This is a genomic window from Kribbella sp. CA-294648, from assembly GCF_050943845.1.
GTDB lineage: Bacteria > Actinomycetota > Actinomycetes > Propionibacteriales > Kribbellaceae > Kribbella.
On record NZ_CP191981.1, the window covers coordinates 6,574,996 to 6,597,559 of the forward strand.

The following is a 22,564-nucleotide window of genomic DNA, read 5'->3' on the forward strand; positions in this document are numbered from 1 at the left end:
ATCAGCCTCAGGCACGGGGGCTGATGGAAACCAGCACCCAGGCGCACTCGCCCCTCAAGCGCCTGGGTGCTTTTCTCCTGAGCCGCGTTGGATGAGTTGGCAGGGGAGGACTATGCGTTGGGGTGGGCGGGTGTCGGTTTTCGCGGCTCGGTCGAGGAGGAGGCGGGCTGCGGTGCGGCCTAGTTCGGCGATGTCGGAGGCAACGACTGTGACGGGGATCGGCAGCATGTCGGCCATCCGGAAGTCGTCGAAGCCGACTACGGCTGGTTCAGCGTCGACCTCGCGCAGGGCGCGGAGTACGCCTTCGGTGAGGAAGTTGGTGGAGGCAAACAACGCGGTCGGTGCGTCGGAGCGGTGCATCAGGTCGCGGGTCGCCTTCTCCGCCGCCTCCGCCGTACCTTCGGGCAGCTGGACGACCAGGCTCTCGTCGACCTCGATCCCGGCCGCACGGCAAGCGCGTCGATAACCCCTGAGCCGTCGTCCGGTTGTGTAGTACGACGGCGCGAGCAGGATCGCGATCCGCTCGTGGCCCTGCCGCAGCAGGTGTTCCGTGGCCAGCTTGCCGCCGCCCTCGTTGTCGACCATCACGATGTCGGCCTCGATCCCGTGCGCCGGGCGGTCCACGAACACCACCGGTACGCCGGCCCCGGCCAGGAACGAGTGGTCGCCTTGGTCGGGCACGATCATCAACCCGGCGACCTGACGCCCGATCAGCTCCTGGATCGCCCGCCGCTCCCCCTCGGGATCCTCGTCGACCGAACCGAGCACGACCGCGAAACCGTCCTGGCCGGCCACCTCGAGCGAGGCCTTCGCGATGGTCGCGTAGAACGGGTTGGTCAGGTCACCGAGCACCAGCGCAAGGCTGGACGACTTCTTGCCCGGCCGGAGCGCGCGGGCGACCTCGTTGCGCTGGAACCCCAGCGCGTCGATCGCGGCCCGCACCCGGCTCGCCGTCTCGTCCCGGACACCGGCGCCGCCGTTCACCACCCGGGACACCGTGCCCAACCCCACGCCGGCCCGCTTGGCCACGTCGATCATCGTCGGCCGAGCTGACCCGGACTGCTCTGGAAACGTTTCGGACACAGGGTTGACTTCCCTCTCAGGGCACGGCATCGTCACCTCACAGTAAACTTTGGAAACGTTACCGTCCAGGAGGCGGGAGTGAATCGTGACGGACGCCGGAGCCGGATCCGAGCGAAAGGAGGTGGGTTCAGCCGCAACGCAGGCTCGGACACCAAGGCCGCGTACCTGTTCATCGCGCCGGCCATCATCGGTTTCACCGTCTTCGTGGTCTATCCGCTGGTCCGGTCGTTCTACCTGTCGCTGACGAAGTACAACGGCCTGACCGATCCGGTCTTCGTCGGCCTGGGCAACTTCCGCCGGTTGTTCACCGTCGACCCCGCGTTCTGGCCGTCGCTGCGGGCCACCGCCTACCTGGTGATCCTGTACGTGCCGCTGTCACTGGCGATCGGGCTCGCCCTGGCGATGTTCTGCAACCAGCGCTTCGCGGGCGTCCGGATCGTGCGGACGCTCGCCTATCTGCCGGTGGTCCTGCCCGCGGTGGCAACGATCACGCTGTGGAAGTTCATCCTCAATCCCCAAGTGGGACTGGCGAACACCCTGCTGGACAAGCTCGGCTTGCCGACCAGTACCTGGTTGCAGAGCTCGTCGATGTCGATGCCGTCGATCGTGATCGTGATGCTGTGGGGTGTCGGCGGCACGATGATCATCTTCCTCGCCGCCCTGCAGGCGGTGCCGACCGAGCTGTACGAGGCGGCCCGCGTCGACGGCGCCGGGCAGTACTCGGTGTTCTTCCGGATCACCCTGCCGATGATCAGCCCGATCATGTTGCTGCAGGTGATCCTGCAGACCACGGCCGCGCTGCAGACGTTCAACCAGCCGAAGATCCTCACCAACGGTGGCCCCGGCTTCAGTACCAACGTGTTGATGCTGTCGATCTACAACAACGGCTTCTCCAACCTGGGCCGGGTCCCGCAGCTCGGCTACGCCTCGGCCCAGGTGTGGGTGCTGTTCGTCGTCATCATCGCCGTGATCGCCCTGACCGCGAAGTTCTCCTCGCTCTGGACCTACAGTGACAACACTCCCGACTGAAGCCCGCCGGCGCCCGCTGCGGACGGCCGGCTGGTACGCGACCGCCCTGTTCATCTGCGCGGTGATGATCGTCCCGCTGCTGTGGATGATCACCATCGGCCTGAAGAGCGGATCCGCGGTCTTCGAGATCCCGCCCCGGCTGCTGCCGCGCGAGTTCACCTGGAGCAACTTCGTCGACGGGCCGCAGGCGATCCGGTTCCCGCGACTGTTGCTCAATTCAACGATCATCACCGTGCTGAGCGTGCTGGGCGGCGTGATGACCGCGATGATGGCCGGGTACGCACTGGCCCGGTTGCGGTTCCCCGGCCGGAAGCTGTGGTTCTACCTGTTCGTCGGCAGCATGCTGCTGCCCGGCGTCGTCGGCCTGATCCCGCTCTTCCAGCTGTACAAGAGCATCGGCTGGTACGACACCTGGCTGCCGCTGATCGTGCCGGCCTTCTTCGGCGGCAACCCGCTGTTCATCTTCCTGGCCCGGCAGTACTTCCTGGCCATCCCGTACTCGATCGACGAGGCGGCCAAGATCGACGGCGCCGGCCACCTGCGGATCTTTGTCAGCGTGATGCTGCCGCTGACCCGGCCGGCCTGGATCACGATGGCCATCCTCGCCTTCCAGGCCTCCTGGAACGACTTCCTCAACCCGCTGGTCTACCTGTACTCCGCCGACAAGTGGCCGTTGTCGGTCGGGATGGCCCAGTTCGTCTCCCCGTTCGCCGGGCAGACGCCGAACTGGAGCTACTACATGGCCACCAACCTGCTCTACATGCTGCCGCCGCTGATCCTGTTCTTCGCCGCGCAGCGCTACTTCATCCAGGGCCTCGGCTCCCTGGGCAGCACGACGCAGAAGTGACTTCACCCCCTGAGGAGCTCAACAGTGAAAAGGATCATCGGTACCTCCCTGGCCTGCGCCGGGTTGCTGACCGCAACGGCCGCGTGCGGCGGATCGGACTCCGGCGGCACGTCCGACGGCCCGGTCACCGTGACGGTGATGACGTGGGAGACGCCCGAGACGAACACGGCCATCAAGAAGGCTCTCGAGGGCTTCAAGGACGACAACATCAAGGTCCAGCTGATCGACACCCCGAGCGGCGGGTACGGCGACAAACTCGCGTCGCTGACCCAGGCGAAGAAGCTGCCCGACCTGTTCTGGTGCGGCAACGACACCGAACAGCAGTACACCTCGCAAGGTCTGCTGGTCGACTGGTCGAAGCGGATCACCGACGGCAACGGCGACTTCAAGGCGGACAAGTTCGTCGGCTCGGCGATGGAGAACTGGAAGACCGGTGACGGCCAGATGGGTGGCCTGCCGTCGCTGATGAACACCTACGGCGTCTGGTACAACGCCGACGCCTTCAAGGCGGCCGGCATCCCCGAACCGAAGGCCGGCTGGAGCTGGGACGACATGTACTCCGCCGCCGGCAAGCTGGCGAACAAGGGCGGTGCGAAGTACGGGCTGGTCGCGGATCAGCTCACCTCGCTGGACGGGCCGTTCACGATGAGCATGTACGCGGTGTCCGCTGGTGGCGCACCGTTCACCGACAACGTGAACCGCCCGACCAAGGCCGAGGCGGACGCCAAGTTCACCGAGGGCGTGGAGAAGCTGGCCGCGGCGATCAAGTCCGGCGCGGTGGCGCCACCCGGGTACGACGCGTCGAACGTGTCGGCGCTGTTCTCCGGTGGCAAGGTGCCGATGATGTTCGGTGGGCAGTGGCTGGCCGCCGGGTTCCAGACCGACAAGCCCAAGATCAAGTACGGGTTCGCGCCCTTCCCGCAGGTGAACACCCCGGCCACGTTGTACGACTCGGTCGGCATCTGCACCCCGCAGTACACGGCGAACGAGGACGCGTCGTACAAGGTGCTCGAGTACATCAACACCAAGGTGTGGGACGCCGTACTGCCGGCCTCGCCGGTCGCTCCGCCCGCCTACATGCCGGCGCAGGAGAGCTACTTCAACGCGTTGACCAAGGCCGGGCAGACCACTGTCGTCGACACGGTGAAGGCGGACCTCGCGACCGAGAAGACCGTCGGGGTCCGCTTCACCACCCAGTGGGCGTCCCAGGTCGGTGACCTGACCACCGCGATGTACCAGCCGATCCTGACCGGCAAGAAGCCGGTCTCGGACCTGCAGGGTTACGTCGGCAAGATCAACGACCTGATCAAGTCCCAGGGCTAGACGGTCTGCCAAAGGGACAAAGCGAAGCGGTCCTGGGAGTCTGTCCACCAGGCGCCGGGCGCGAAGCCGGCCTTGTCGAGTTCCGCCGTGACGCCGTCGCGGCGGAACTTGGCCGACACCTCGGTACTGAGTTCCTCGCCCTCGGCGAAGTCGACCTCGAGCCCGATCTCCGGGATCAGCACCCGCATCGCCCGGTCGGCCCGCAGGTGCATCTCGATCCACTCGTTCTCCGGATCCCAGATCGCCCGGTGGCTGAACGCCTCCACGTCGAAGTCCGCGCCGAGCTGGCGGTTCAGCACCCGCAGCACGTTCCGGTTGAACTCGGCCGTCACCCCGGCGCTGTCGTCGTACGCCGCGACGAGGGTGGCCGGGTCCTTCACCAGATCGGTGCCGAGCAGCAACCACTCTCCCGGCTCCAGGACGTCGTGGATCGACCGGTAGAACTCGGCTCGCTCAGCGGGCAGCAGGTTGCCGATCGTGCCGCCGAGGAAGGCGACCACGCGGGGCGCCTCACCGGGAAGCTTGTCGAGGTGCTCGGTGAAGTCGCCGACCACGCCGTGCACGGTGAGTGCCGGGTAGTCGGCGTTGATCGCGGCGGCCGCGTCACGCAGCGCCGACTCCGACACGTCCAGCGGGACGAACGTGGTCAGCGTGCTGTGGTCGCGCAACCCGTCGAGCAATAGCCGGGTCTTCTCCGACGACCCCGACCCGAGCTCGACCAGCGTGTGCGCGCCGGTCAGCTCCGCGATCTCGCCGGACCGGGCGTCGAGGATCTCCCGCTCGGCGCGGGTCGGGTAGTACTCCGGCAGCCGGGTGATCTCCTCGAACAAGTCGCTGCCCCGGGCGTCGTAGAACCACTTCGGGGCGAGCCACTTCGGCTCGGCCGTCAGACCGGCCCGGGCGTCCTCGCGCAGCGCGCGGGAGGCGTAGTCCGGGGTCAGGTGGATGTCGATCGAGGTCACTCTTGTCCTTCCATCAAAGGGGTGACGGCCAGCGTGCTCTTGGTTGCCAGAAGCAATGAATGGTCGGGGACCTGCTCCCAGCCTGTCTCGGCCCACGGCTCGGAACTGACGGCGACCGCGTCGGCCGTCTGCCTCGTCCACAGTGAGTGCGTCCAGGTGGTGGCGACGATCTGCTCTCCGTCGGTGAGCAGGATGTTCAGCCGCGACTCCGGCGCGGCTGCCGCGACGTCGCGGACGACCGATGCGACCGCCTCGGCCGCAGGCGCACCGGAGTACAGGCGGTCTTGGACGAGGGCCCAGAGCAGGGCGGAGTCCATCGGTGCGTTGAGGGTGAGCAGGTCGGTGACGGGCAGCGACTCGGCCAGCTTGGCGACCGAGCCAGGCCAGCCGCTGATCAGTCCGTTGTGACTGAACAACCACTGGTCCCTGGTGAACGGCGCGACGGCTGATTCGTTCAGCGGCGAACCGACCGTCCCGTTCCGTACTGCGGCCAGCACCGCGCTCGCCTGGATCGACGAGGCCAGCCCTGGCAACGACTCGTCGGCCCAGATCGGCACGCTGCGCCGGTAGCGGACGACCGAGCCGTCGGCGTACCAGCCGAGGCCGAAGCCGTCCGCGTTGACCGACCCGCCGCCGCGCATGTCGATCGGCGCCCAGCTCTGCTTGTACAGCGAGTGCGGCGGATCGATGACCAGGGTGGACAGCGGGACCGGTGGCCCGAGGTAGGCCAGATGCCGGCACATCAGCCGAGCTCTTCGGGCCGGGGGTCGCGGGCGCAGCGGAAGCCGGCGAAGATCTGCCGGCGGATCGGGTAGTCCCAGTTCCGGAAGGTGCCGCGGGCAACGATCTCGTCGGTGCCGAACGAGCCGCCGCGCAGCATCTTGTAGTCGGTGCCGAAGAAGACCAGCGAGTACTCGTCGTACGGAAAGGCGCGGAAGCCCGGGTAGGGCTTGAAGTCGCTGCTGGTCCACTCCCAGATGTCGCCGATCAGCTGCTCGACACCGAGCGGTGACGCACCGGCCGGGTACGCCCCGACCGGTGCGGGCCGGAGATGCCGCTGCCCGAGGTTCGCGTGCTGCGGCCCCGGGCTCTCGTCACCCCACGGGAAGCGCCGCGTCCGCCCGGTCGCCGGGTCGTACCGCGCCGCGAACTCCCACTCCTCCTCGGTCGGCAGCCGCTTGCCCGCCCACTTCGCGTACGCCTCGGCCTCGTAGAAGCAGACATGCATGACCGGTTCGTCGAGCGGCAGCAGCTCGCGATGCCCGAAGCGCGTCCGCAGCCAGTTGCCGTCTTCGAGCTCCCAGAACCGCGGCGCGACCAGCGAGGCCTTCTGCACATGCGCCCAGCCGGCTTCGGACCACCACTGCGGATCCTGGTAACCACCACCGGTGACGAACTTCAGGTAGTCGCCGTTGCTCACCGGCGCCGTGTCGATCACGTACGGCGCGACGTGCACCGGGTGCGCGGGCCGCTCGTTGTCGAGGGCCCAGGGCTCGATCGACGTACCCATCTCGAAGACGCCGCCGGGCACCAGTACTTCGGGCGTCGCAAGCCGGCGGCCGGGTGGTGGCGCGGGCGCGTCGAGCACCGGGGCGCCCGTCCGGAGCTGGTGGGTCGCGAGCATCGTCTCGTCGTGCTGCTGCTCGTGCTGCACGATCATGCCGAACGCGAACGCGTTGTCGATCAGTTCGCTGCCCTGGAACTTCACGTGATCCAGCACGTCGAGCACCTTGTCGCGCACCTCCACGACGTACTGCCGGGTTTCGGCCGGGCCGAGCAAGGGCAGCGACGGGCGGTCCGCGCGGGCGTGCATGAACGCGTCGTACAGCTCGTCGATGTCCTGCCGGACCGGTTCGCGACCGCCGACGTCGCGGACCAGCCAGAGCTCTTCCTGGTTGCCGATGTGCGCGTAGTCCCAGACCAGCGGCGACATCAGCCGGGAGTGCTGACGGACCAGGTCGTCGGTGTCGACCGCGTCGGTCAGCTGGACGGTCCGGCCGCGTGAGCGCTCGAGTTGCGCGGCGACGAACGCGCGCAGCTCCTCGGCGGTCAGCTCGGACAACTGGTGAGTCATGATGCTCGCCTTCTGTGGGTGTCGTCGACGATGCAGTGCAGTCGGTCGCCGGTCTCGGAGATCAGGTCCTGATCCACTCCGGTCCGGCTCAGGTTCGTGGTGGCCAGCTCGACCAGGTCGCGAGCGGCCTGCAAAACGAGCTTGTCGTCCAGCCCTTCGCGGGCCGCGGGGAACCAGCGACCGGCAGCGGGGGCCGCGGCGGCCAGTGCCTGGTCGGTGACGGCCGGGTCGGACAGCAGTGCGGACAGCAGGAGGGTCGGCGCGATCCAGCCGTCCCCCGGCTGGGCGTCGAGGTAGCGGACTTCCAGATACCCGCGCGGCCGCACGGGCGGGAACAGCGTCGACAGGTGATAGTCCAGGTCGCCGTACGTCGGTCTGTCGTCCAGCGCGCCTTCTGCCCACGCACCGAAGGTGAGGCCGGCCGGTGCGTCCCAGGTCTCTCCCCGACGCAGGCAGAGCACGGGCGCTTCCATCGCAGTACGGGCCCAGGCCGCGGCGGGATCGCCGTCCAGCGGCGGTGGCTCGGTGAAGGGGGCGCAGGTGCCGAAGGTGGCCTCGGTCCGGGCGGAGGCCCAGCCGGTGTCGGCGCCTTCGCGCTGCCTGGAGTTGGCGAACAACGCGACCAGTGCGGGACCGAGGTCGTGCAGTGCTCGCCAGCGCAGTGCGGTCTGGTCGGCCTCGCCCGCGTCCAGGCAGACCTGCAGGCCGGCCGTGCTGCACATCATCCGCGGGCCGTGCGGGCCGAGTCTGGCGAAGGCGCGTTCCATCGCGGCGTACCGGGGAACGGTCAGGATGCGGCGGGGCGGCCGGAAGGCGTCGAGGCCGTGGCGGCCGGGCTCGAGGCTCTCGGCGGCCAGCAGGCTGGTGAGTTCCGCGGCGTCGGCCGCGGTGTCCTCGATCAGCCCGGGCACGGAGGCCGAGGCGGGGCCGGAGATCTCCACCTGGCCACCCGGCTCCACAGTGACCAGAGAACCCCGGCCGAGTGGCAGTTGCGGGCTCCCCCGGACCAGGGTCGCGGGCGCGTGCGCGCCCAGGGCCTTGCTCAGGTAACCGGCGTCGAGGGGCCGGTGCGGATCATCCGCATGGTGCACCGTCCACTCCAGCTCGACACCGTGCAGCAACGGAGGACCGTGCTTGAAACACACCATCGCGACGTAACCCTCCGCCTCCACCCGGGAGCCGATCGGGGCCGTCGCGGAGAACTCGCCGGACGTGGTCACGCCAGCGAACCTAACCGCGTCCGGGGACGTGGACAACCGACTGTGGGTTACCCCTCGGTGACTGTTCTGAAGGCTGGGTCGAAATCATGGTCGACATCGTGCCGGACGCCTCCGACAGTTTCTGGCCGTCGGGTAGGAAGGAGTCATGCGGACCTACGACGTCGTGGTGATCGGAGCCGGGGCGATGGGCTCGGCCGCGGCTCGCGCTGTTGCGGCTGCCGGCCGTGAGGTGCTGGTGCTGGAGCAGTACGAACTCGGGCATGTGCGTGGTGGGTCGCATGGCGGCACCAGGCTCTTCCGGCTGGCGATCGACGACGAGGGCGAGCTACTCCGGGCGGCCCGGGCGCGGGAGCTGTGGGAGGAACTGGAGAGCGAGACCGGCGTTCAGATGCTGGACCCGGTCGGCGGTGTCGACCACGGTCTCGACGAGCATCAGGTAGGCGAGTCGGCGGCGCTGCTCGAGCGACAGCGATCTCGGCGTCGCAGGAGCAGCCGCGGTTCTTCGCGCCGGTGGATGCGTCGGCGCCGTGGCCGGTCTTCGTGGATCGGCGGGTCCGGGCGTACGGGGTGTTCGAGGAGGGGCACGGCGTGAAGGTCGGACTGCACGCGACCGGGCCGAGGATCTCGCTCGATCGGCGGGACTTCCAGGTCGAACCAACTCGGGACGCTGAGTTGGTCGGCTATGTCCGGGAGTGGCTCCCGGGGCTGGACGTGACCCGGTCGGAGGCGATCAGTTGCCTCTACGACAACACGGAGCGCGGGGATTTCATCGTCGACCGGCGCGGGCCGATCAGTGTGGCGGCCGGGTTCCATGGCGAGGGGTTCAAGTTCGTGCCGCTGGTGGCGCACTACCTGCGCGAGTTGGTGACCGGCTCCGGGGCTGCGCCTGAGGTGTTCAGACTTTGACGCGGGGGCAGCCGCCGCAGGCCTTCACATTGGGGAGTGCGTAGAAGAAGCAGCAGGACGTGCGGATCTCCTGGTCGAGGCGGATCCCGAAGGCCTCGGCCGCGGTTGCCGCGTGCACAGCCTCTTCCGGGACCTTCAAGGCGCCACGAAGCTCGTCCTCGACCGCCCCTCGTCGCTGGAGCGAGCTCAGCTTCACTCCTGGCTGGTAGGAGTCGGTGAAGGCCCGGGTGTGCTGGTCGACCTGCGCGACCGCTTCTTCGAGGGAGACCGTCTTGTCGGACAGCAGGGCGACATCGGTCGGGTAGTGCGCGGTCGGATGCCTGCGGAAGGCCAGTGCCTCGGGTGACACGTCTGGCGAGACGCCTGTCAGTGCAGTGGAGAGGCCGGCGATCATGGACGGCACCGAGACGTACCAGAGCAGCACGAACATGGCAGCGACCTGCACTGGCGGCTCGATGTCGTACTCACGCCCGTAGTCGTCCAGCAGCGCCTTCCGCCACGCGTACGTCGGATCGCCGCCCGCCAACTGCTCGTTGAGGAGCTCGGCGCAGGAGATCCAGTCGGGGCCGGGCACCGCGGACGCAGTACGGACGGACAGCCAGGACACCTCGCCGTCCAGCAGGCCCGCGAGGCGGCTCGCGGTGTACGTCATACAGCCAGCCTACGGTCCGGGACCACCACCGGCGCTCCCCCGACTTCCACCACTGTCGCCTGCAGACCGAACACCTCCCGCAGAAGCTCTGCGCTCAGGATCCGCACCGGCGGGCCCTGAGCAGCGATCTCACCGTTGCCCATGACGACCAAATGGTCCGCGTACTGCGCCGCAAGAGTCAGGTCGTGCAGTACTACGACCACAGTGCGGCCGGTCGTGTGTGCTGCGGAGTGGACGACATTCATGACGTCTACTGCATGCGCCAGATCCAGGTAGGTGGTCGGCTCGTCCAGCAGCAAGTGCTGCGTACCTTGCGCGAGCACCATCGCGATCCAGACCCGCTGCCGCTGACCGCCGGACAGCTGGTCGACCGGCCGGTCCCTGAGCTCTTGCAGCTCGACTGCGGTCAGTGCCTCGTCGATAGCGGTCTCGTCGTCGGAACTGAGCCGCGCGAACAACCCGCGGTACGGGTGACGGCCGCGGGAGACCAGTTCGGCGGCAGTGATGCCTTCGGGCGTGACAGGCCCTTGGGGCAGGATGCCGAGCCGGCGGGCGAGTTCACGAGCCGGCAGTTGGTGGATGTCCTTGCCGTCCAGGACGACACGGCCGCTCTGCGGGACCATCAGGCGGCTCATGCCACGCAGCAGGGTGGACTTGCCGGAACCGTTCGGGCCGACGATCGCGGTCAGTTGCCCGGCCGGCACCTCCAGGGAGAGTCCCGACACGACCGGCTTGTCGCCGCCGTACGCGAGGGTCAGGTTCTCTACGTGCACCGGGTCACCGTCCCTTCTGCTGACGACCGATGAGATAGAGCAGGTACGGCGCTCCGGCTGCTGCGGTGACTACGCCGACCGGGAGTTCGTAGGGGCCGACCCGCAGTACTTCGAGACCGTTGCGGGCGACCAGGTCTGCGGCTGTGACGAACAGGGCGCCCAGCATCGCAGTAGTGAGCAGTGGCGGTCTTTCCGTCTTTGCCAGTCGCTGGGCGATCTGCGGCGCTACCAGTGCGATGAAGGCGATCGGGCCCGCTCCGGAGGTCGCCATGGCGGCCAGCACTGTGGCGATGACGAGCAGAGCGATCCGCACGCGAGACACGCGTACACCTAGTGAGGAGGCCACGTCGTCGCCCAGCACGAGGGCGTCCAGGTCGCGGTTGAACATCATGGCGACCGGTAGCAGCAGGAGAACCGCTAGGCCAACAGGTGTCGCGTCGGACCAGGTCCGTGCGTTCAGGGACCCGGCGAGCCAGGCAGCCGCGCGGCCGGCGTCGGTGACGTCTCCGATCACCAGCAACCAGGCGACTAACGAGTTGGCCGCTGCAGCAACGCCGACACCGATCAGGACGATCCGGCCGGCGTCGATGACGCCACGCTGGATCGAGAGGGCTCCGACGACGGCAGTGGCCAGCAGGCCGCCGATGATGGCTGCCAGTGGGATGCCCACCCGTGCGGCGACTCCGGAGATGTTGCCACCGCCGGTGCCGGCCAGGACGATCACAGCGACCGCTGCTGCCGAGGCGCCCGAGTTCACCCCGACGATGTCGGGGCTGGCGAGCGCGTTGCGGGCCAGGGTCTGGAGGAGGGCGCCGGAGACTGCGAAGGCGATTCCTACCAGAAGACCGGTGGCTACTCGAGGCAGGCGGAGTTCGAGCACGATCAGACGAGTACCGCCGTCTCCACCGCCCAGCAGCGACTGGACCACGTCTGCCAAGGGGAGTTTCGTAGTACCGACGCTGAGGCTGACCAGGGCGAGGGCAACGGCCAGCAGGGCGAAGGTGGCCGTCAGGACCACCGTGCGTCGGTTCACAGGACGACCGCCCGGCGGCGCACGACCATCACGAACAGCGGCGCACCGACAATCCCCAGTACTACGCCCGCTTGCACCTCGCCGGCCCCACCGACCAGCCGGCCGACCAGGTCGGCGCTGACCAGCGCGGCCGCACCGATCAGGGCCGACGCGGGGACCAGCCAGCTGTTGCGAGCACCGAAGATCCTCCTGGCGACGTGACCCGCGAGCAGTCCGAGAAAGCCGATCGGCCCACAGGCAGCCACTCCGGCTGCGGTCAGCAGACCTATCGCGAGCAACCCCACCAGCCTTGCCCGTTTGATCGACAGCCCGAGACCCGCTGCCACATCGTCACCCAGGGCCAGCAGATCGAGATCCCGCGCGTTGATTGCCGCCAGCAACAACCCGATAACCGCGAACGGCAACACCTGCCCGGCCACATCGAACCCGCGACCCGCCACGGACCCGACAGCCCAGAACCGGTAGCCATCGAGGGTGTTCGCATCGAGCAGCACGATCGCGGACGTCATCGCCCCGAGCAACGCGGCCACCGCGGCCCCCGTCAGCGCCAGCCCGACCGGCGAAGCCCCACTCCCCCGCGACGCCAACCGCTGCACCCCGAAGGTCGCGACCAGCGCACCGATCAGCGCACACCACACCGTCGACCCCACCGACTCGACCAGTCCGACCTGCAACCCCAGCACCACCGCGAAGGCGGCCCCCGCACTCACCCCGAAGATCCCCGGCTCGGCCAACGCGTTGCGCGTATGCCCCTGCATCAACGCCCCAGCCACTCCCATGCAGGCCCCTACCAACACGGCCACGGTCGTCCGCGGCAACCGCAGACTCCGGACGATCACGTCCGCGTCAGACCCGCTGTCCCCGAACAGCGCATGCCAGACCGCACCAGCCCCCAGCCACCGGGACCCCAACGCCAGACTCGCCGCGAACACCACGACCACTCCGACCACCAGCAACCCCAAGGCCACCGGCCGCCCCACCCGCCCACCACGCATCCCCACACCTTAGGTTACCCTTACCACTCCCGGAACGGGGGGCTTTGTTAGGTGAGCCTAACCTCTTTGGCGTAGGGTTTGCTCACTTGATCGTGATGGGTGAGGAGATGCTGGTGCGCCGGTCCTTGGTGGGTTCGTTGGTCGTGATTGCGGCCTTGGTGTTGAGCGGTTGCGGGGGTGGCGACAAGGAAGACGGCGCCGCCGCGGCCGGGAGCGGTGACGGGTTCCCGCGGACGATCGAACATGCGATGGGCAAGACCGAGGTGAAGACGAAGCCGAAGCGGGTGGTGGCGCTGGACACCAGCTACGTGGACGCCACGCTGATCCTGGACACGCCGGTCGTCGGGTACACCGACTACCGCACCATCAACGGGAAGCTGCCCGACTACCTGGGCGACGACCGGACGAAGTACGGGAGTGAGGCGCAGAGCGTCGGCACGCTGGCGGAGCCGAACCTGGAGAAGATCGCCGCGCTCAAGCCCGACCTGATCGTCTCGGCGAAGGTGCGGCACGAGAAGCTCTACGAGCAGCTGAGCAAGATCGCGCCGACCATCATGTCGGAGACCACCGGGGCGACCTGGAAGGACAACATCCGGCTCGAGGCGAAGGCGCTGGGCACCGAGGCGAAGGCCGAGGAGGAGATCTCGGCGTACGAGGCGGCCGCCAAGTCCGTCGGCGCGGCGATCAACGCCAAGGCGAAGAACCCGACCATCTCGGTGGTCCGGTTCGTTGACGGGCCGCCCCGGCTGTACCAGAAGGCGAGCTTCTCCGGCATCGTGCTGACCGACGCCGGCCTGGCCCGGCCGAAGTCGCAGGACGTGCAGGACTTCGCGCTGGAGATCAGCCCCGAGCGGATCAAGGACGCCGACGGCGACGCGATCTTCGTCGCCACCTACTTCGACGACAAGGGTCTCAGCAAGAAGACGGCCGACCAGTTCAAGGCGAACCCGCTGTGGAAGCCGCTGGCGCCGAAGGTGCACGAGGTCGAGGACATCACCTGGATGACCGCGGTCGGTCTGCAGGGCGCGTGGGTCATCCTCAGCGACCTGGCCAAGACCTTCGACGTCCCGGCACCGGCCAAGAGCTGACCCCGGTACTGCGAACCGCCGCGCCCGGCCCTGGGTAGGGTCGGGCGCATGGCACTGGAGCGCTGGCACGTCGGGCCGTGGACGACCTACGGCACGGCAGCGGGTGCGCCGTACGAACCTGGTTCGCGGCGCACCCCGGACGAGTTGAACTTCGATGTCGTCGGGCTGTCGCGGATCCTCGGGCGTCGGCAGTCGACGCCTGAGGAGATGCTGATGCGCCACTGCCAGGGTGAGCTGCGGCCGACCGATCCGCGGCTGTGCGGCGTGCAGACCATCGCCGACGCCGAGCTGGCGCGGGGGCTGGGCGAGCTGGCCGCGGTGTCCTTCGACTGGATTGCTCAGCAGGCCCCTGAGGGCTACGAGTTCGTCCGTACCGACGCTGTCCACCTTCGTCCGTTGAGCGATCTCACAGCGGAGGTGGTCACCGTCGATGCGGTGGTGCAAGCGGCAGCCGAGCGGGGCGACGCCCTGCCGGCCGACCGGCTCGCGGCCTCGCACGTACGGCGGTCGCGCAGCGGCGACTGGTTCGCCGGCGATGCGGTGTGCAACTGGTCGGGTCCCTACCCGACTGCCGAGCAGGCGGCGGACGCAGTACGGGCTGCTCGGGTGGAACTCGCCAACCAGTTGACTGAAGCGGGTCATGCCGATCTGGCCGCTACCGCGAGCCGTTGGGCCGAAGTACCTATAGAGCCCAGCTAGCCACGAAGTAGCCCACGCCGTACGGCGCTGCGTGGTAGCCCAGGTGTCCCCGCAGCCCCGCCATGGCGGTTGCGCCGGCGAGGACCTGCCAGGGGGGTCGTCCCGCGGCGTGAAGCTCCGTCGCCAAGTCCGGGTCGAGCGCGGCGAGGGTGTCCGTGTCGGCGAGCTCCAGGGCGGCCGCGACCGTGCTGTCGAAGATCTCGGCCCGCGGGTGCAGGTGAACCGGGGCGTGGTCGCTGCGCCGGGCGGAGCCGTCGCCCATCACCAGCAGCGCGATCCGCTCGTTGCCTTGGGCAATCTCTTGACCGAGGGCCAGACAGCCGGCGGGCGTCTCGGTCGCGGCGACGGTGATCGAGACGCGCGGCAGGGCGGCCGTTTTGGTCTGCTCCACCAGCCAGGCGCCGACCGCGAGCGACAGGGGCAGGACCGGCGTACCGGTCGGGGAGCCGACGGTCACGCCGGGGGCGCCGTACGGGCCGAAGCTGCCCGTCGCGGTGGCGTCGTACCGGGTGCCGGTGACAGGGCCTGAGCCGACGATCACCAAGCTGTCGGCAGCGGCCAGGTGTTCGATCGCGGCCAGGCAGAGCTCCCGGAGGTCGCTGAGCTCAGGGGCGGCGCCCGAGGCGAGGTCGGGGATCAGCAAGGGCGGGTGGGGGCAGACCGCGGCGGCGACGACCGGCACTGGTGACTCAGCCCCTGCCGTACCGCAGGAAGAGGAAGCCGTCGTCACCGGTGAGCACGTGGATCGGGTCGAGCCGGTGCGCCTGGGTCGACGCGAGCCCGTCCGTGATCCGGCGCGCGCCGGGGCCGGCCAGCAACGGAGAGACGGTCAGGCAGAGTTCGTCCACGAGATCCGCCGACGTCAACGAACCGAGCAGGTGAGGGCCGCCCTCGCACAGGATCTGCGGCAGCCCGCGCTTGACCAACTCATTGACCGCGACGGTCAGATCGACAGCCTCAGTCCCGCAGATCAGTACGTCGGCCACCTCCCCGAGCGCCTCGCGCCGGCCGGCCGAGGACGACTCGCAGGTGATGACGATCGGCCGCACCGGCGCCTCGGTGAACACCGAACTGTGCGGATCGAGCTCGAGCCGCGCGGACACGATCGCGAGGACGGGATTCTCCGGCCAGCCTTGCTCCTGGCGCCACTCCCGACGGGTCTTGCGCAGCCGCAAACCGTTGTACTGCTCGGCCCTGAGCGTCCCGGCACCGACCAGTACGACGTCGGCCAGCATCCGCAGCATGCCGAGCAACTCCTGGTCGTCCTTGTTCGACAGCCCGCCGGACAACCCGTCCAGCGTCACCGCGCCGTCGAGACTGGTGACGAAGTTGGCCCGCACCCGCGGCACCGACCGATCCAGTACGGCGTACGCGGCGATCACCTCCTCGCCCGTCAACTCCGCGCTGTTCGGCTGCTCGGCGGTGAAACCGCGACGCATCACACCAGACTCCTTCGGGTGTAGGCAGGTTGTTTCGTCTGTTGCAGGACGGCGATCAGATCGAGGGCCTGGCGAACCGCCGCGACGTCGTGGACCCGGAACACCCGCGCCCCCAGCCAGGCGGTGACACTGACGGCCGCCATCGTGGCCGGGCCGCGCTTGCCGGACGGCAGATCAAGGCTTTCGCCCAGGAAGTCCTTGTTGGACATGGCAACCAGGACCGGCCAGCCGGTCGCGGCCAGCTCGTCGACCCGCCGCGTCACCTCCAGCGAGTGCCAGGTGTTCTTGCCGAAGTCGTGGGTCGGGTCGATCACGATCGCGTCCCGCCGGACGCCGGCCGCGACCGCCTTCTCGGCCAGGGCCGTGGTGGTCCGAATGACGTCGGCCACCACATCGTCGTACGCCATCCGGTGCGGGTCGGTACGCGGCGCGAGCCCACCGACGTGACTGCAGACCACGCCCGCGCCGACCTCGGCAGCGGCGGTGGCCAGCTCGGGATCGGAGCCCGACCAGGTGTCGTTGATGAGGTTCGCGCCGGCCTCGCCGACGCGCTTGGCGACGCCACTGCGGTAGGTATCCACGCTGATCACCAGGTCTGGATGCCGGGACCGGACCTCGGCCACGAACTCGACCGTCCGGCGCAGTTCCTCGGTCTCGCTGACGGGTTCGCCGTAGCCGGCCTTCACACCGCCGACGTCCACCACGTCGGCACCGTCCGCGACGGCGCGGTCGATCGCGTCGAGCGCCGCCTGGGTCGCGTACGTCGCGCCGCCGTCGAAGAACGAGTCGGGTGTCCGGTTCACGATCGCCATCACCGCGAACTCGCCGGGCGCGAAGCTCCGCCGGCCCAACCGCAGTACCCCGTCGTCAGCCACGGTCCGACTCTATCCACCAGGTCGCCGGCCGAAGACTCGAACCAAGTCTTCAGGGCACTACGGCTTGACCCAAATATCCTATAGGATCTTCTCGACAAGGTCGGATCACACAGGAAACGGGTCCCGCATGCCGCGCTTCGCCGAGGTCGAGACGTACGACGTCCGCTTCCCCACGTCCCTGCAGCTGGACGGCTCCGACGCGATGAACGCCGACCCGGACTACTCCGCGGCGTACCTGATCCTGCGGACCGACGCCGGGGACGGACTCGAGGGGCACGGGTTCGCCTTCACCATCGGGCGGGGCAACGACATCCAGACGGCGGCGATCGAGGCGTTGCGCGAGCACGTCGTCGGGCTCGACGTGGACGAGACGCTCAACGACCTCGGCGGCTTCTGGAAAGCCCTGGTGCACGACTCGCAGCTGCGCTGGCTGGGCCCCGAGAAGGGCGTCATGCACATGGCAATCGGCGCGGTCGTCAACGCCGTCTGGGATCTGGCCGCCAAGCGGGCCGGTGTACCGCTGTGGAAGTTGCTGTCCGACCTGACGCCTGAGCAGATCGTCGATCTGGTCGACTTCCGGTACCTCACCGACGCACTCACCCGCGAGGAGGCGCTGGAGATCCTGTACGCCGCCCAGCCCGGCCGGGCCGAGCGCGAGAAGTTGCTCCGCGAGCAGGGCTATCCGGCGTACACGACGACGCCCGGCTGGCTCGGGTACGACGACGCGAAGCTGGTCCGGCTCTGCAAGGAGGCCGTCGCCGAGGGGTTCACCCAGATCAAGCTCAAGGTCGGGGCCGATCTGGACGACGACATCCGGCGGATGCGGCTGGCCCGGGAGGCGGTCGGCCCGGACATCCGGATCGCGATCGACGCGAACCAGCGCTGGGACGTCGCCGACGCGATCACCTGGATCGAGGCGCTGGCGCCGTACGCCGTGTGGTGGGTGGAGGAGCCGACGAGTCCGGACGACATCCTCGGGCATGCCGCGATCGCGCGGGCTGTCTCGCCGGTGCGGATCGCGACCGGTGAGCACGTGCAGAACCGGGTGGTGTTCAAGCAGATGCTGCAGGCTGAATCGCTGTCGTTCCTGCAGATCGACTCGGCCCGGGTGGCCGGGGTGAACGAGAACATCGCGATCCTGCTGCTGGCGGCGAAGTTCGGCGTACCGGTGTGTCCGCATGCCGGTGGGGTCGGATTGTGTGAGCTGGTGCAGCACCTGTCGATGTTCGACCTGGTCGCGGTCAGCGGCAGCACGGAGAATCGGGTCATCGAGTTCGTCGACCACCTGCACGAGCACTTCCTGGATCCGGTCGTGATCAAGGACGGGAACTATGTCGCGCCGCTGCGGCCGGGGTTCAGCGCTGAGATGGATGCGACGACCCTGGGCGACTATCGGTATCCGGCTGGCAAGATCTGGACCGAGCTGACTAAGGAGAGCGACAAGTGACTGATTTCGCCGGCCTCAAGGCCGTGGTGACCGGAGGCGCCTCGGGGATCGGCCTGGCCGCGGCCTCGCTGCTCGCCGCGCGCGGTGCCGAGGTCGTGGTCTTCGACCTGAAGCCGGACGTGCCCGCGCCGCTGACCGGGATCGCCGCGGATGTCAGCGACGACAGTTCGGTCCGCGACGCGGTAGCGGCAGCGGCCGAGCGGTTGGGCGGCATCGACATCCTGCTGAACAACGCGGGCATCGGCGCGCAGGGCACGGTCGCGGACAACGCGGACGAGGAATGGCTTCGCGTCCTGAACGTGAACGTCGTCGGGATCGCCCGGGTGACCCGCGCCGTGCTGCCTTACCTGCGGCGCTCCTCGGCCGCGGCGATCGTCAACACGTGCTCGATCGCGGCGACGGCAGGGATCCCGAACCGCGCGGTGTACAGCGCGAGCAAGGGCGCAGTACTGGCCCTGACGATGGCGATGGCCGCTGATCACGTCCGCGAGGGGATCCGCGTCAACTGTGTGAACCCCGGTACTGCGGACACGCCGTGGGTAGGCCGACTCCTCGACGTCGCCACCGACCCGGCCGCCGAGCGTGCCGCGCTGGAGGCCCGCCAGCCGATGGGCCGGCTCGTCTCGGCCGACGAGGTCGCCACGGCCATCGCTTACCTCGCCAGCCCTTTGGCCGGCTCGACCACCGGTACGGCGCTTGCGGTCGATGGCGGCATGCAGAACCTGCGACTCCCGGCTGCTCGGTCATGAAGCTCTTCGACGAGGGCAACCGAATCGGCCTGGGTGGAGCGCCACTGGCCGGGCTGTTCTCCCCCGTCGCCGAGGCCGAGGCGGTGGCGACAGTCCAGGCCGCGTGGGACGAGGGCTGGCGGTACTTCGATACGGCACCGCACTACGGGCTCGGTCTTGCCGAGGAACGACTCGGTGCCGGACTGGCGGGCAAGCCGCGGTCGGAGTACGTGCTGTCGTCGAAGGTCGGTCGGGTCATCTACGAGGCGGACACCCCTGAGCCCGACAGCGAGGGCTTCGCGGTGGTCACGAACCGGCGGCGGCGGTGGGACTTCAGCCGCGACGGTGTCCTGCAGAGCATCGAGGACTCGCTGCGGCGGCTCGGTACCGATCGGCTCGACGTCGTGTTCGTGCACGACCCGGACGACCACTACGAAGAAGCCGTCGCGACCGCCTTCCCCACCCTGATCGAGTTGCGCGACCAGGGCGTGATCGGCGCGATCGGCTCCGGCATGAACCAGACGGCCATGCTGACCCGCTTCGTCCGCGAGGTCGACATCGACGTCATCATGCTCGCCGGCCGCTACACCCTGCTCGACCCGGACGGCCTGGACAACGTACTCCCGGCCTGTCTGGAGCACGACGTCCAGGTGATCGCCGTCGGCGTCTTCAACTCCGGCCTGCTCTCCCAGCCCCGCCCAGCCGCCGACGCCACCTTCAACTACGCCCCCGCGCCACCCTCCCTGATCGACAGAGCCAACAAGCTGGCCGACGTCTGCGAATCCCACGGCGTGACGCTTCCAGCGGTCGCCCTGAAGTTCCCGCTGGCCCACCCCGCCGTCGCCGGCATCGCCGTCGGCTGCCGCACCGCGGACGAGGTGCACACCAACGCGGCCCTCGCCCGCACCGAAGTACCAGACACCCTCTGGTCAGAGCTCAAGGCGGAAGGCCTTCTGCGCGAGGACGCGCCCGCTGGACGTCATCGGCCGTAGTGATATCGACAGGCCGCGATGCGGATCTGATCGTCCGCGATCTTGTAGACGAGCCGATGCTCGTCGGTGATTCGCCTGGACCAGTATCCCTGGAAACCATGCTTCAGCGCCTCGGGCTTGCCGATCCCCTCATTGCCGTTGCGCTCGATGTCCTTGATCAACTGGTTGGTCCGCTTGAGAACCTTCCGATCCTGGGCCTGCCACCAGACGTAGTCGTCCCAGGCGTTCTCATCCCAGACGAGCTTCATTCAGCCAGATCGCGCTGGATGCCCTCGCCCGCTTCCAGCCGCTCGATCGAGGCGATCAGGCGACGCGCGTTCTCCGGGCTACGCAGCAAGTAGGCCGTCTCCTTGAGCGACTCGTAATCATCCAGCGAGACGATGACCACTGGTTCGTGGCCGGCCCGGGTGATGACGACCTCCTCGCGATCATTGATGACTGAATCGAGCGTCTCCGCATAGTTTGCCCGGGACTCCGAGTAGGTCATTGTCTTCATGGAACTCCTTTCGGGACGTACAAGATATTGTACGCCGGACAGCTGGTTAAGCCAATCCCTGTCGATTCCGAAGCATTTGGATCACAGCGGGTCTATTTCTGTGAGCTCGTTGTGGTTGAGGTGGAGCCAGCGGGTGATGCCGATTTCTCGGAGGAAGGGGAGATCATGGCTGGCGATGATCAGGGCGCCGTTGTAGGAGGCCAAGGCGTCCTGGAGTTGGGCGACGCTGGCCAGGTCGAGGTTGTTGGTTGGCTCGTCGAGCATGAGGAGTTGGGGTGGCGGCTCGGCGAGGAGCAGGGCGGCGAGGGTGGCGCGGAAGCGTTCGCCGCCGGACAAGGTGCTGACGGGCTGGTCGGCGGCTCGTCCTCGGAACAGGAAGCGGGCCAGGCGGGCCCGGCGGTCCTGGTTTTCCGCGCTGGGGGCGAGGATGGCCAGGTTTTCCACCACCGACAAGGACTCTTGCAGCAGGTCTAGGCGCTGCGGCAGGAGGCGCCATGGGACCAGTGGGAGGTCATCCCCGGCGATCGCGTGCAGGAGGGTGCTTTTGCCGGCGCCATTCGGGCCGGTCAGCGCGATCCGCTCAGGGCCCCGGATTTCCAGGTCGGTGTGCAGACCGGTTCGCAGTACGTAGTCCTCCATCCGCAGCACGATCTTGCCCGCCGGGACTGTGGTCTTCGGCAGGTCGACGCGGATCCGGTCGTCGTCGTGGACCTTCTCCTCCGCCTCGGCGAGTGCCTCCTGAGCAGCGTCGAGCCGCTCGCTGTGCATGCCGAGATGCTTGCCCGCCGACACCTGCGCGGCCCGCTTCAGCCCGCCCGCGACGATCTTCGGGATGCCGCCCTGCTCGAAGGCGCGCTGGCCCGCCGCCCGCCGGCGGTCCATCTTCATCCGCGCCTCGACCAGTTCCCGCTTCTGCTTCTTCAGGTCCGACTCGGCCGCCCGGACCATCCGCTCGGCAGCCTCCTGCTCCACGGCAACGGCTTCCTCGTACGCCGTCAGGTTGCCGCCGTACCAGGTGAGCTCGCCCTTGCGCAGGTCGCCGATCTGGTCGACCCGGTCGAGCAGTTCGCGGTCGTGGCTGACGATCAGCAACGCGCCGCGGAAGGCGTCGACCGCGTCGTACAGGTGACGGCGGGCGCGCAGGTCGAGGTTGTTGGTGGGTTCGTCGAGCAGCAGGACGTCGGGCCGCTTGAGCAGTTCGCCGGCCAGGCCGAGCAGGATCGTCTCGCCGCCGGACAGTTCGCCGACGCTGCGGTCGAGGCCGATCGAGCCGAGGCCGAGCTTGCCGAGGGTCGCCTCGGCCCGCTCCTCCACGTCCCAGCCGTCACCGACCACGGCGAAGTTGGCCTCGGACGCGTCGCCCTGCTCGATCGCCGTGATGGCGGCCCGGACGTCCGCGATGCCGAGCGCCTGGTCGACCCGCAGGCTGGTGTCGAGGGTGAGGTCCTGCGGCAGGTAGCCGAGCTCGCCGCTGACCCGGATCGCCCCGCGTTGCGGGGTGAGGCGTCCGGCGATCAGCCGCAGCAGGGTGGACTTGCCGGCGCCGTTGCGCCCGACCAGCCCGGACCGCACCGGTCCCGCCACGAAGGTCAGCCCGTCGAACAGCACGCCGCCGTCCGGCCAGGCGAAAAAGAGGTCACTACAGGTCAGGGAATGACTCATCAGGGTGTACTCCGAGATCTCGAACGAGACCGCGCACCGACCGGTGGCGATCAACCGCTGCTGCTAGAGATCTCAGTTCGACAACCCGCACCCCTGACGCCGGCAATGTGACGCCGTCAAGATTAGGCACCCGCGCCGACCGCTTCAACCCTATTTATCTGGGTGTGGTGGACGTGAACGTCTGTGCGATCGATGCCACCTGGTCCGGGCTCAAACTGGTCCGCCGAGTAGCCAATCGGTG

Annotated in this window: 25 protein-coding genes; 10 read left to right on the top strand and 15 right to left on the bottom strand. The window is 68.5% G+C overall.

Going from position 1 to position 22,564, the window contains the following annotated elements; translation table 11 throughout:
• Window positions 1-54: 54 nt before the first annotated feature.
• Window positions 55-1,083 carry a LacI family DNA-binding transcriptional regulator gene (locus tag ACQPYM_RS31030; protein WP_433007610.1) on the bottom strand — a complete coding sequence of 343 codons (1,029 nt, stop codon included), beginning with the start codon at window positions 1,081-1,083 and terminating at the stop codon, window positions 55-57.
• A gap of 78 nt (window positions 1,084-1,161) precedes the next feature.
• Between ACQPYM_RS31030 and ACQPYM_RS31035 the strand changes: the two genes are divergently transcribed.
• Genes ACQPYM_RS31035 through ACQPYM_RS31045 form a run of 3 tightly spaced genes read left to right on the top strand, consistent with a single transcriptional unit; the run spans window position 1,162 to window position 4,282 of the window.
• Window positions 1,162-2,112, top strand: coding sequence for a carbohydrate ABC transporter permease (locus ACQPYM_RS31035; protein ID WP_433007611.1), 951 nt, complete (start codon window positions 1,162-1,164; stop codon window positions 2,110-2,112).
• Window positions 2,093-2,959 (top strand): carbohydrate ABC transporter permease, encoded by an 867-nt coding sequence (locus ACQPYM_RS31040; RefSeq protein WP_433007612.1) that lies wholly within the window; start codon window positions 2,093-2,095, stop codon window positions 2,957-2,959. The genes ACQPYM_RS31035 and ACQPYM_RS31040 overlap by 20 nt, the downstream gene beginning before the upstream one ends.
• A gap of 24 nt (window positions 2,960-2,983) precedes the next feature.
• Window positions 2,984-4,282, top strand: a complete 1,299-nt coding sequence (locus ACQPYM_RS31045; RefSeq protein ID WP_433007614.1) for an ABC transporter substrate-binding protein — start codon at window positions 2,984-2,986, stop codon at window positions 4,280-4,282.
• Here the strand turns inward: ACQPYM_RS31045 and egtD are convergent.
• Genes egtD through ACQPYM_RS31065 form a run of 4 tightly spaced genes read right to left on the bottom strand, consistent with a single transcriptional unit; the run spans window position 4,279 to window position 8,538 of the window.
• Window positions 4,279-5,244 (bottom strand): L-histidine N(alpha)-methyltransferase, encoded by a 966-nt coding sequence (gene egtD / locus ACQPYM_RS31050; protein WP_433007616.1) that lies wholly within the window; start codon window positions 5,242-5,244, stop codon window positions 4,279-4,281. The genes ACQPYM_RS31045 and egtD overlap by 4 nt on opposite strands.
• Complete coding sequence (gene egtC, locus ACQPYM_RS31055) at window positions 5,241-5,987, bottom strand: ergothioneine biosynthesis protein EgtC (protein ID WP_433007618.1); 747 nt, start codon at window positions 5,985-5,987, stop codon at window positions 5,241-5,243. Before egtC ends, egtD begins: the two co-directional genes overlap by 4 nt.
• On the bottom strand, window positions 5,987-7,318 hold the full coding sequence (egtB, locus tag ACQPYM_RS31060) for an ergothioneine biosynthesis protein EgtB (protein WP_433007620.1): 1,332 nt from the start codon (window positions 7,316-7,318) through the stop codon (window positions 5,987-5,989). Before egtB ends, egtC begins: the two co-directional genes overlap by 1 nt.
• On the bottom strand, window positions 7,315-8,538 hold the full coding sequence (locus ACQPYM_RS31065; RefSeq protein WP_433007622.1) for a glutamate-cysteine ligase family protein: 1,224 nt from the start codon (window positions 8,536-8,538) through the stop codon (window positions 7,315-7,317). The genes egtB and ACQPYM_RS31065 overlap by 4 nt, the downstream gene beginning before the upstream one ends.
• Window positions 8,539-8,683: 145 nt before the next feature.
• Here ACQPYM_RS31065 and ACQPYM_RS31070 point away from each other — a divergent pair, with 145 nt between their 5' ends.
• Together ACQPYM_RS31070 and ACQPYM_RS31075 are read left to right on the top strand one after the other, a co-directional pair.
• The gene (locus tag ACQPYM_RS31070) at window positions 8,684-9,130 is read left to right on the top strand and encodes an FAD-dependent oxidoreductase (protein ID WP_433007624.1); all 447 of its coding nucleotides are present in this window, start codon (window positions 8,684-8,686) and stop codon (window positions 9,128-9,130) included.
• Window positions 9,106-9,444 (top strand): FAD-dependent oxidoreductase, encoded by a 339-nt coding sequence (locus ACQPYM_RS31075; protein WP_433007626.1) that lies wholly within the window; start codon window positions 9,106-9,108, stop codon window positions 9,442-9,444. Before ACQPYM_RS31070 ends, ACQPYM_RS31075 begins: the two co-directional genes overlap by 25 nt.
• Here ACQPYM_RS31075 and ACQPYM_RS31080 read toward each other — a convergent pair.
• From ACQPYM_RS31080 to ACQPYM_RS31095, 4 genes are read right to left on the bottom strand one after another with little or no spacing between them, the layout of a single operon-like run.
• Window positions 9,434-10,096, bottom strand: a complete 663-nt coding sequence (locus ACQPYM_RS31080) for a (2Fe-2S)-binding protein (RefSeq protein ID WP_433007628.1) — start codon at window positions 10,094-10,096, stop codon at window positions 9,434-9,436. The genes ACQPYM_RS31075 and ACQPYM_RS31080 overlap by 11 nt on opposite strands.
• Window positions 10,093-10,869 carry an ABC transporter ATP-binding protein gene (locus ACQPYM_RS31085; RefSeq protein ID WP_433007630.1) on the bottom strand — a complete coding sequence of 259 codons (777 nt, stop codon included), beginning with the start codon at window positions 10,867-10,869 and terminating at the stop codon, window positions 10,093-10,095. The genes ACQPYM_RS31080 and ACQPYM_RS31085 overlap by 4 nt, the downstream gene beginning before the upstream one ends.
• 4 nt (window positions 10,870-10,873) lie before the next feature.
• Window positions 10,874-11,902: a FecCD family ABC transporter permease gene (locus ACQPYM_RS31090; RefSeq protein ID WP_433007632.1), complete on the bottom strand. Its 1,029-nt coding sequence runs from the start codon at window positions 11,900-11,902 to the stop codon at window positions 10,874-10,876.
• Window positions 11,899-12,897 (bottom strand): FecCD family ABC transporter permease, encoded by a 999-nt coding sequence (locus ACQPYM_RS31095; RefSeq protein ID WP_433007634.1) that lies wholly within the window; start codon window positions 12,895-12,897, stop codon window positions 11,899-11,901. The genes ACQPYM_RS31090 and ACQPYM_RS31095 overlap by 4 nt, the downstream gene beginning before the upstream one ends.
• Before the next feature lie 107 nt (window positions 12,898-13,004).
• Here ACQPYM_RS31095 and ACQPYM_RS31100 point away from each other — a divergent pair, with 107 nt between their 5' ends.
• Window positions 13,005-13,985 carry an ABC transporter substrate-binding protein gene (locus ACQPYM_RS31100; protein ID WP_433023424.1) on the top strand — a complete coding sequence of 327 codons (981 nt, stop codon included), beginning with the start codon at window positions 13,005-13,007 and terminating at the stop codon, window positions 13,983-13,985.
• Window positions 13,986-14,033: 48 nt separating this feature from the next.
• A complete protein-coding gene (locus ACQPYM_RS31105; protein ID WP_433007636.1) occupies window positions 14,034-14,684 on the top strand; it encodes a hypothetical protein in 651 nt (216 codons plus the stop codon).
• Here ACQPYM_RS31105 and ACQPYM_RS31110 read toward each other — a convergent pair.
• Genes ACQPYM_RS31110 through folP form a run of 3 tightly spaced genes read right to left on the bottom strand, consistent with a single transcriptional unit; the run spans window position 14,668 to window position 16,998 of the window.
• A complete protein-coding gene (locus tag ACQPYM_RS31110) occupies window positions 14,668-15,366 on the bottom strand; it encodes a class III extradiol dioxygenase subunit B-like domain-containing protein (protein WP_433007638.1) in 699 nt (232 codons plus the stop codon). The two genes, ACQPYM_RS31105 and ACQPYM_RS31110, sit on opposite strands and share 17 nt — an antisense overlap.
• A gap of 7 nt (window positions 15,367-15,373) precedes the next feature.
• Window positions 15,374-16,123, bottom strand: a complete 750-nt coding sequence (locus tag ACQPYM_RS31115; protein ID WP_433023426.1) for a pyrimidine reductase family protein — start codon at window positions 16,121-16,123, stop codon at window positions 15,374-15,376.
• Window positions 16,123-16,998, bottom strand: coding sequence for a dihydropteroate synthase (folP, locus tag ACQPYM_RS31120; RefSeq protein WP_433007640.1), 876 nt, complete (start codon window positions 16,996-16,998; stop codon window positions 16,123-16,125). Before folP ends, ACQPYM_RS31115 begins: the two co-directional genes overlap by 1 nt.
• A gap of 127 nt (window positions 16,999-17,125) precedes the next feature.
• On the opposite strand from folP, the gene ACQPYM_RS31125 reads away from it, so the two are divergent.
• The 3 genes from ACQPYM_RS31125 to ACQPYM_RS31135 are packed head-to-tail and all read left to right on the top strand — an operon-like array spanning window position 17,126 to window position 20,165.
• The gene (locus ACQPYM_RS31125; protein WP_433007642.1) at window positions 17,126-18,445 is read left to right on the top strand and encodes an L-fuconate dehydratase; all 1,320 of its coding nucleotides are present in this window, start codon (window positions 17,126-17,128) and stop codon (window positions 18,443-18,445) included.
• Window positions 18,442-19,194 carry an SDR family NAD(P)-dependent oxidoreductase gene (locus ACQPYM_RS31130; RefSeq protein WP_433007644.1) on the top strand — a complete coding sequence of 251 codons (753 nt, stop codon included), beginning with the start codon at window positions 18,442-18,444 and terminating at the stop codon, window positions 19,192-19,194. The genes ACQPYM_RS31125 and ACQPYM_RS31130 overlap by 4 nt, the downstream gene beginning before the upstream one ends.
• Entirely contained in the window at window positions 19,191-20,165 is a 975-nt protein-coding gene (locus ACQPYM_RS31135) for an aldo/keto reductase (RefSeq protein WP_433007645.1), read from the top strand. Before ACQPYM_RS31130 ends, ACQPYM_RS31135 begins: the two co-directional genes overlap by 4 nt.
• Here ACQPYM_RS31135 and ACQPYM_RS31140 read toward each other — a convergent pair.
• The 3 genes from ACQPYM_RS31140 to ACQPYM_RS31150 form a co-directional block, all read right to left on the bottom strand.
• Window positions 20,153-20,413, bottom strand: coding sequence for a Txe/YoeB family addiction module toxin (locus ACQPYM_RS31140; RefSeq protein WP_433007647.1), 261 nt, complete (start codon window positions 20,411-20,413; stop codon window positions 20,153-20,155). The genes ACQPYM_RS31135 and ACQPYM_RS31140 overlap by 13 nt on opposite strands.
• The gene (locus ACQPYM_RS31145; RefSeq protein ID WP_433007649.1) at window positions 20,410-20,661 is read right to left on the bottom strand and encodes a type II toxin-antitoxin system Phd/YefM family antitoxin; all 252 of its coding nucleotides are present in this window, start codon (window positions 20,659-20,661) and stop codon (window positions 20,410-20,412) included. Before ACQPYM_RS31145 ends, ACQPYM_RS31140 begins: the two co-directional genes overlap by 4 nt.
• Before the next feature lie 81 nt (window positions 20,662-20,742).
• Window positions 20,743-22,377, bottom strand: a complete 1,635-nt coding sequence (locus ACQPYM_RS31150; protein WP_433007651.1) for an ABC-F family ATP-binding cassette domain-containing protein — start codon at window positions 22,375-22,377, stop codon at window positions 20,743-20,745.
• Window positions 22,378-22,564: the final 187 nt, after the last annotated feature.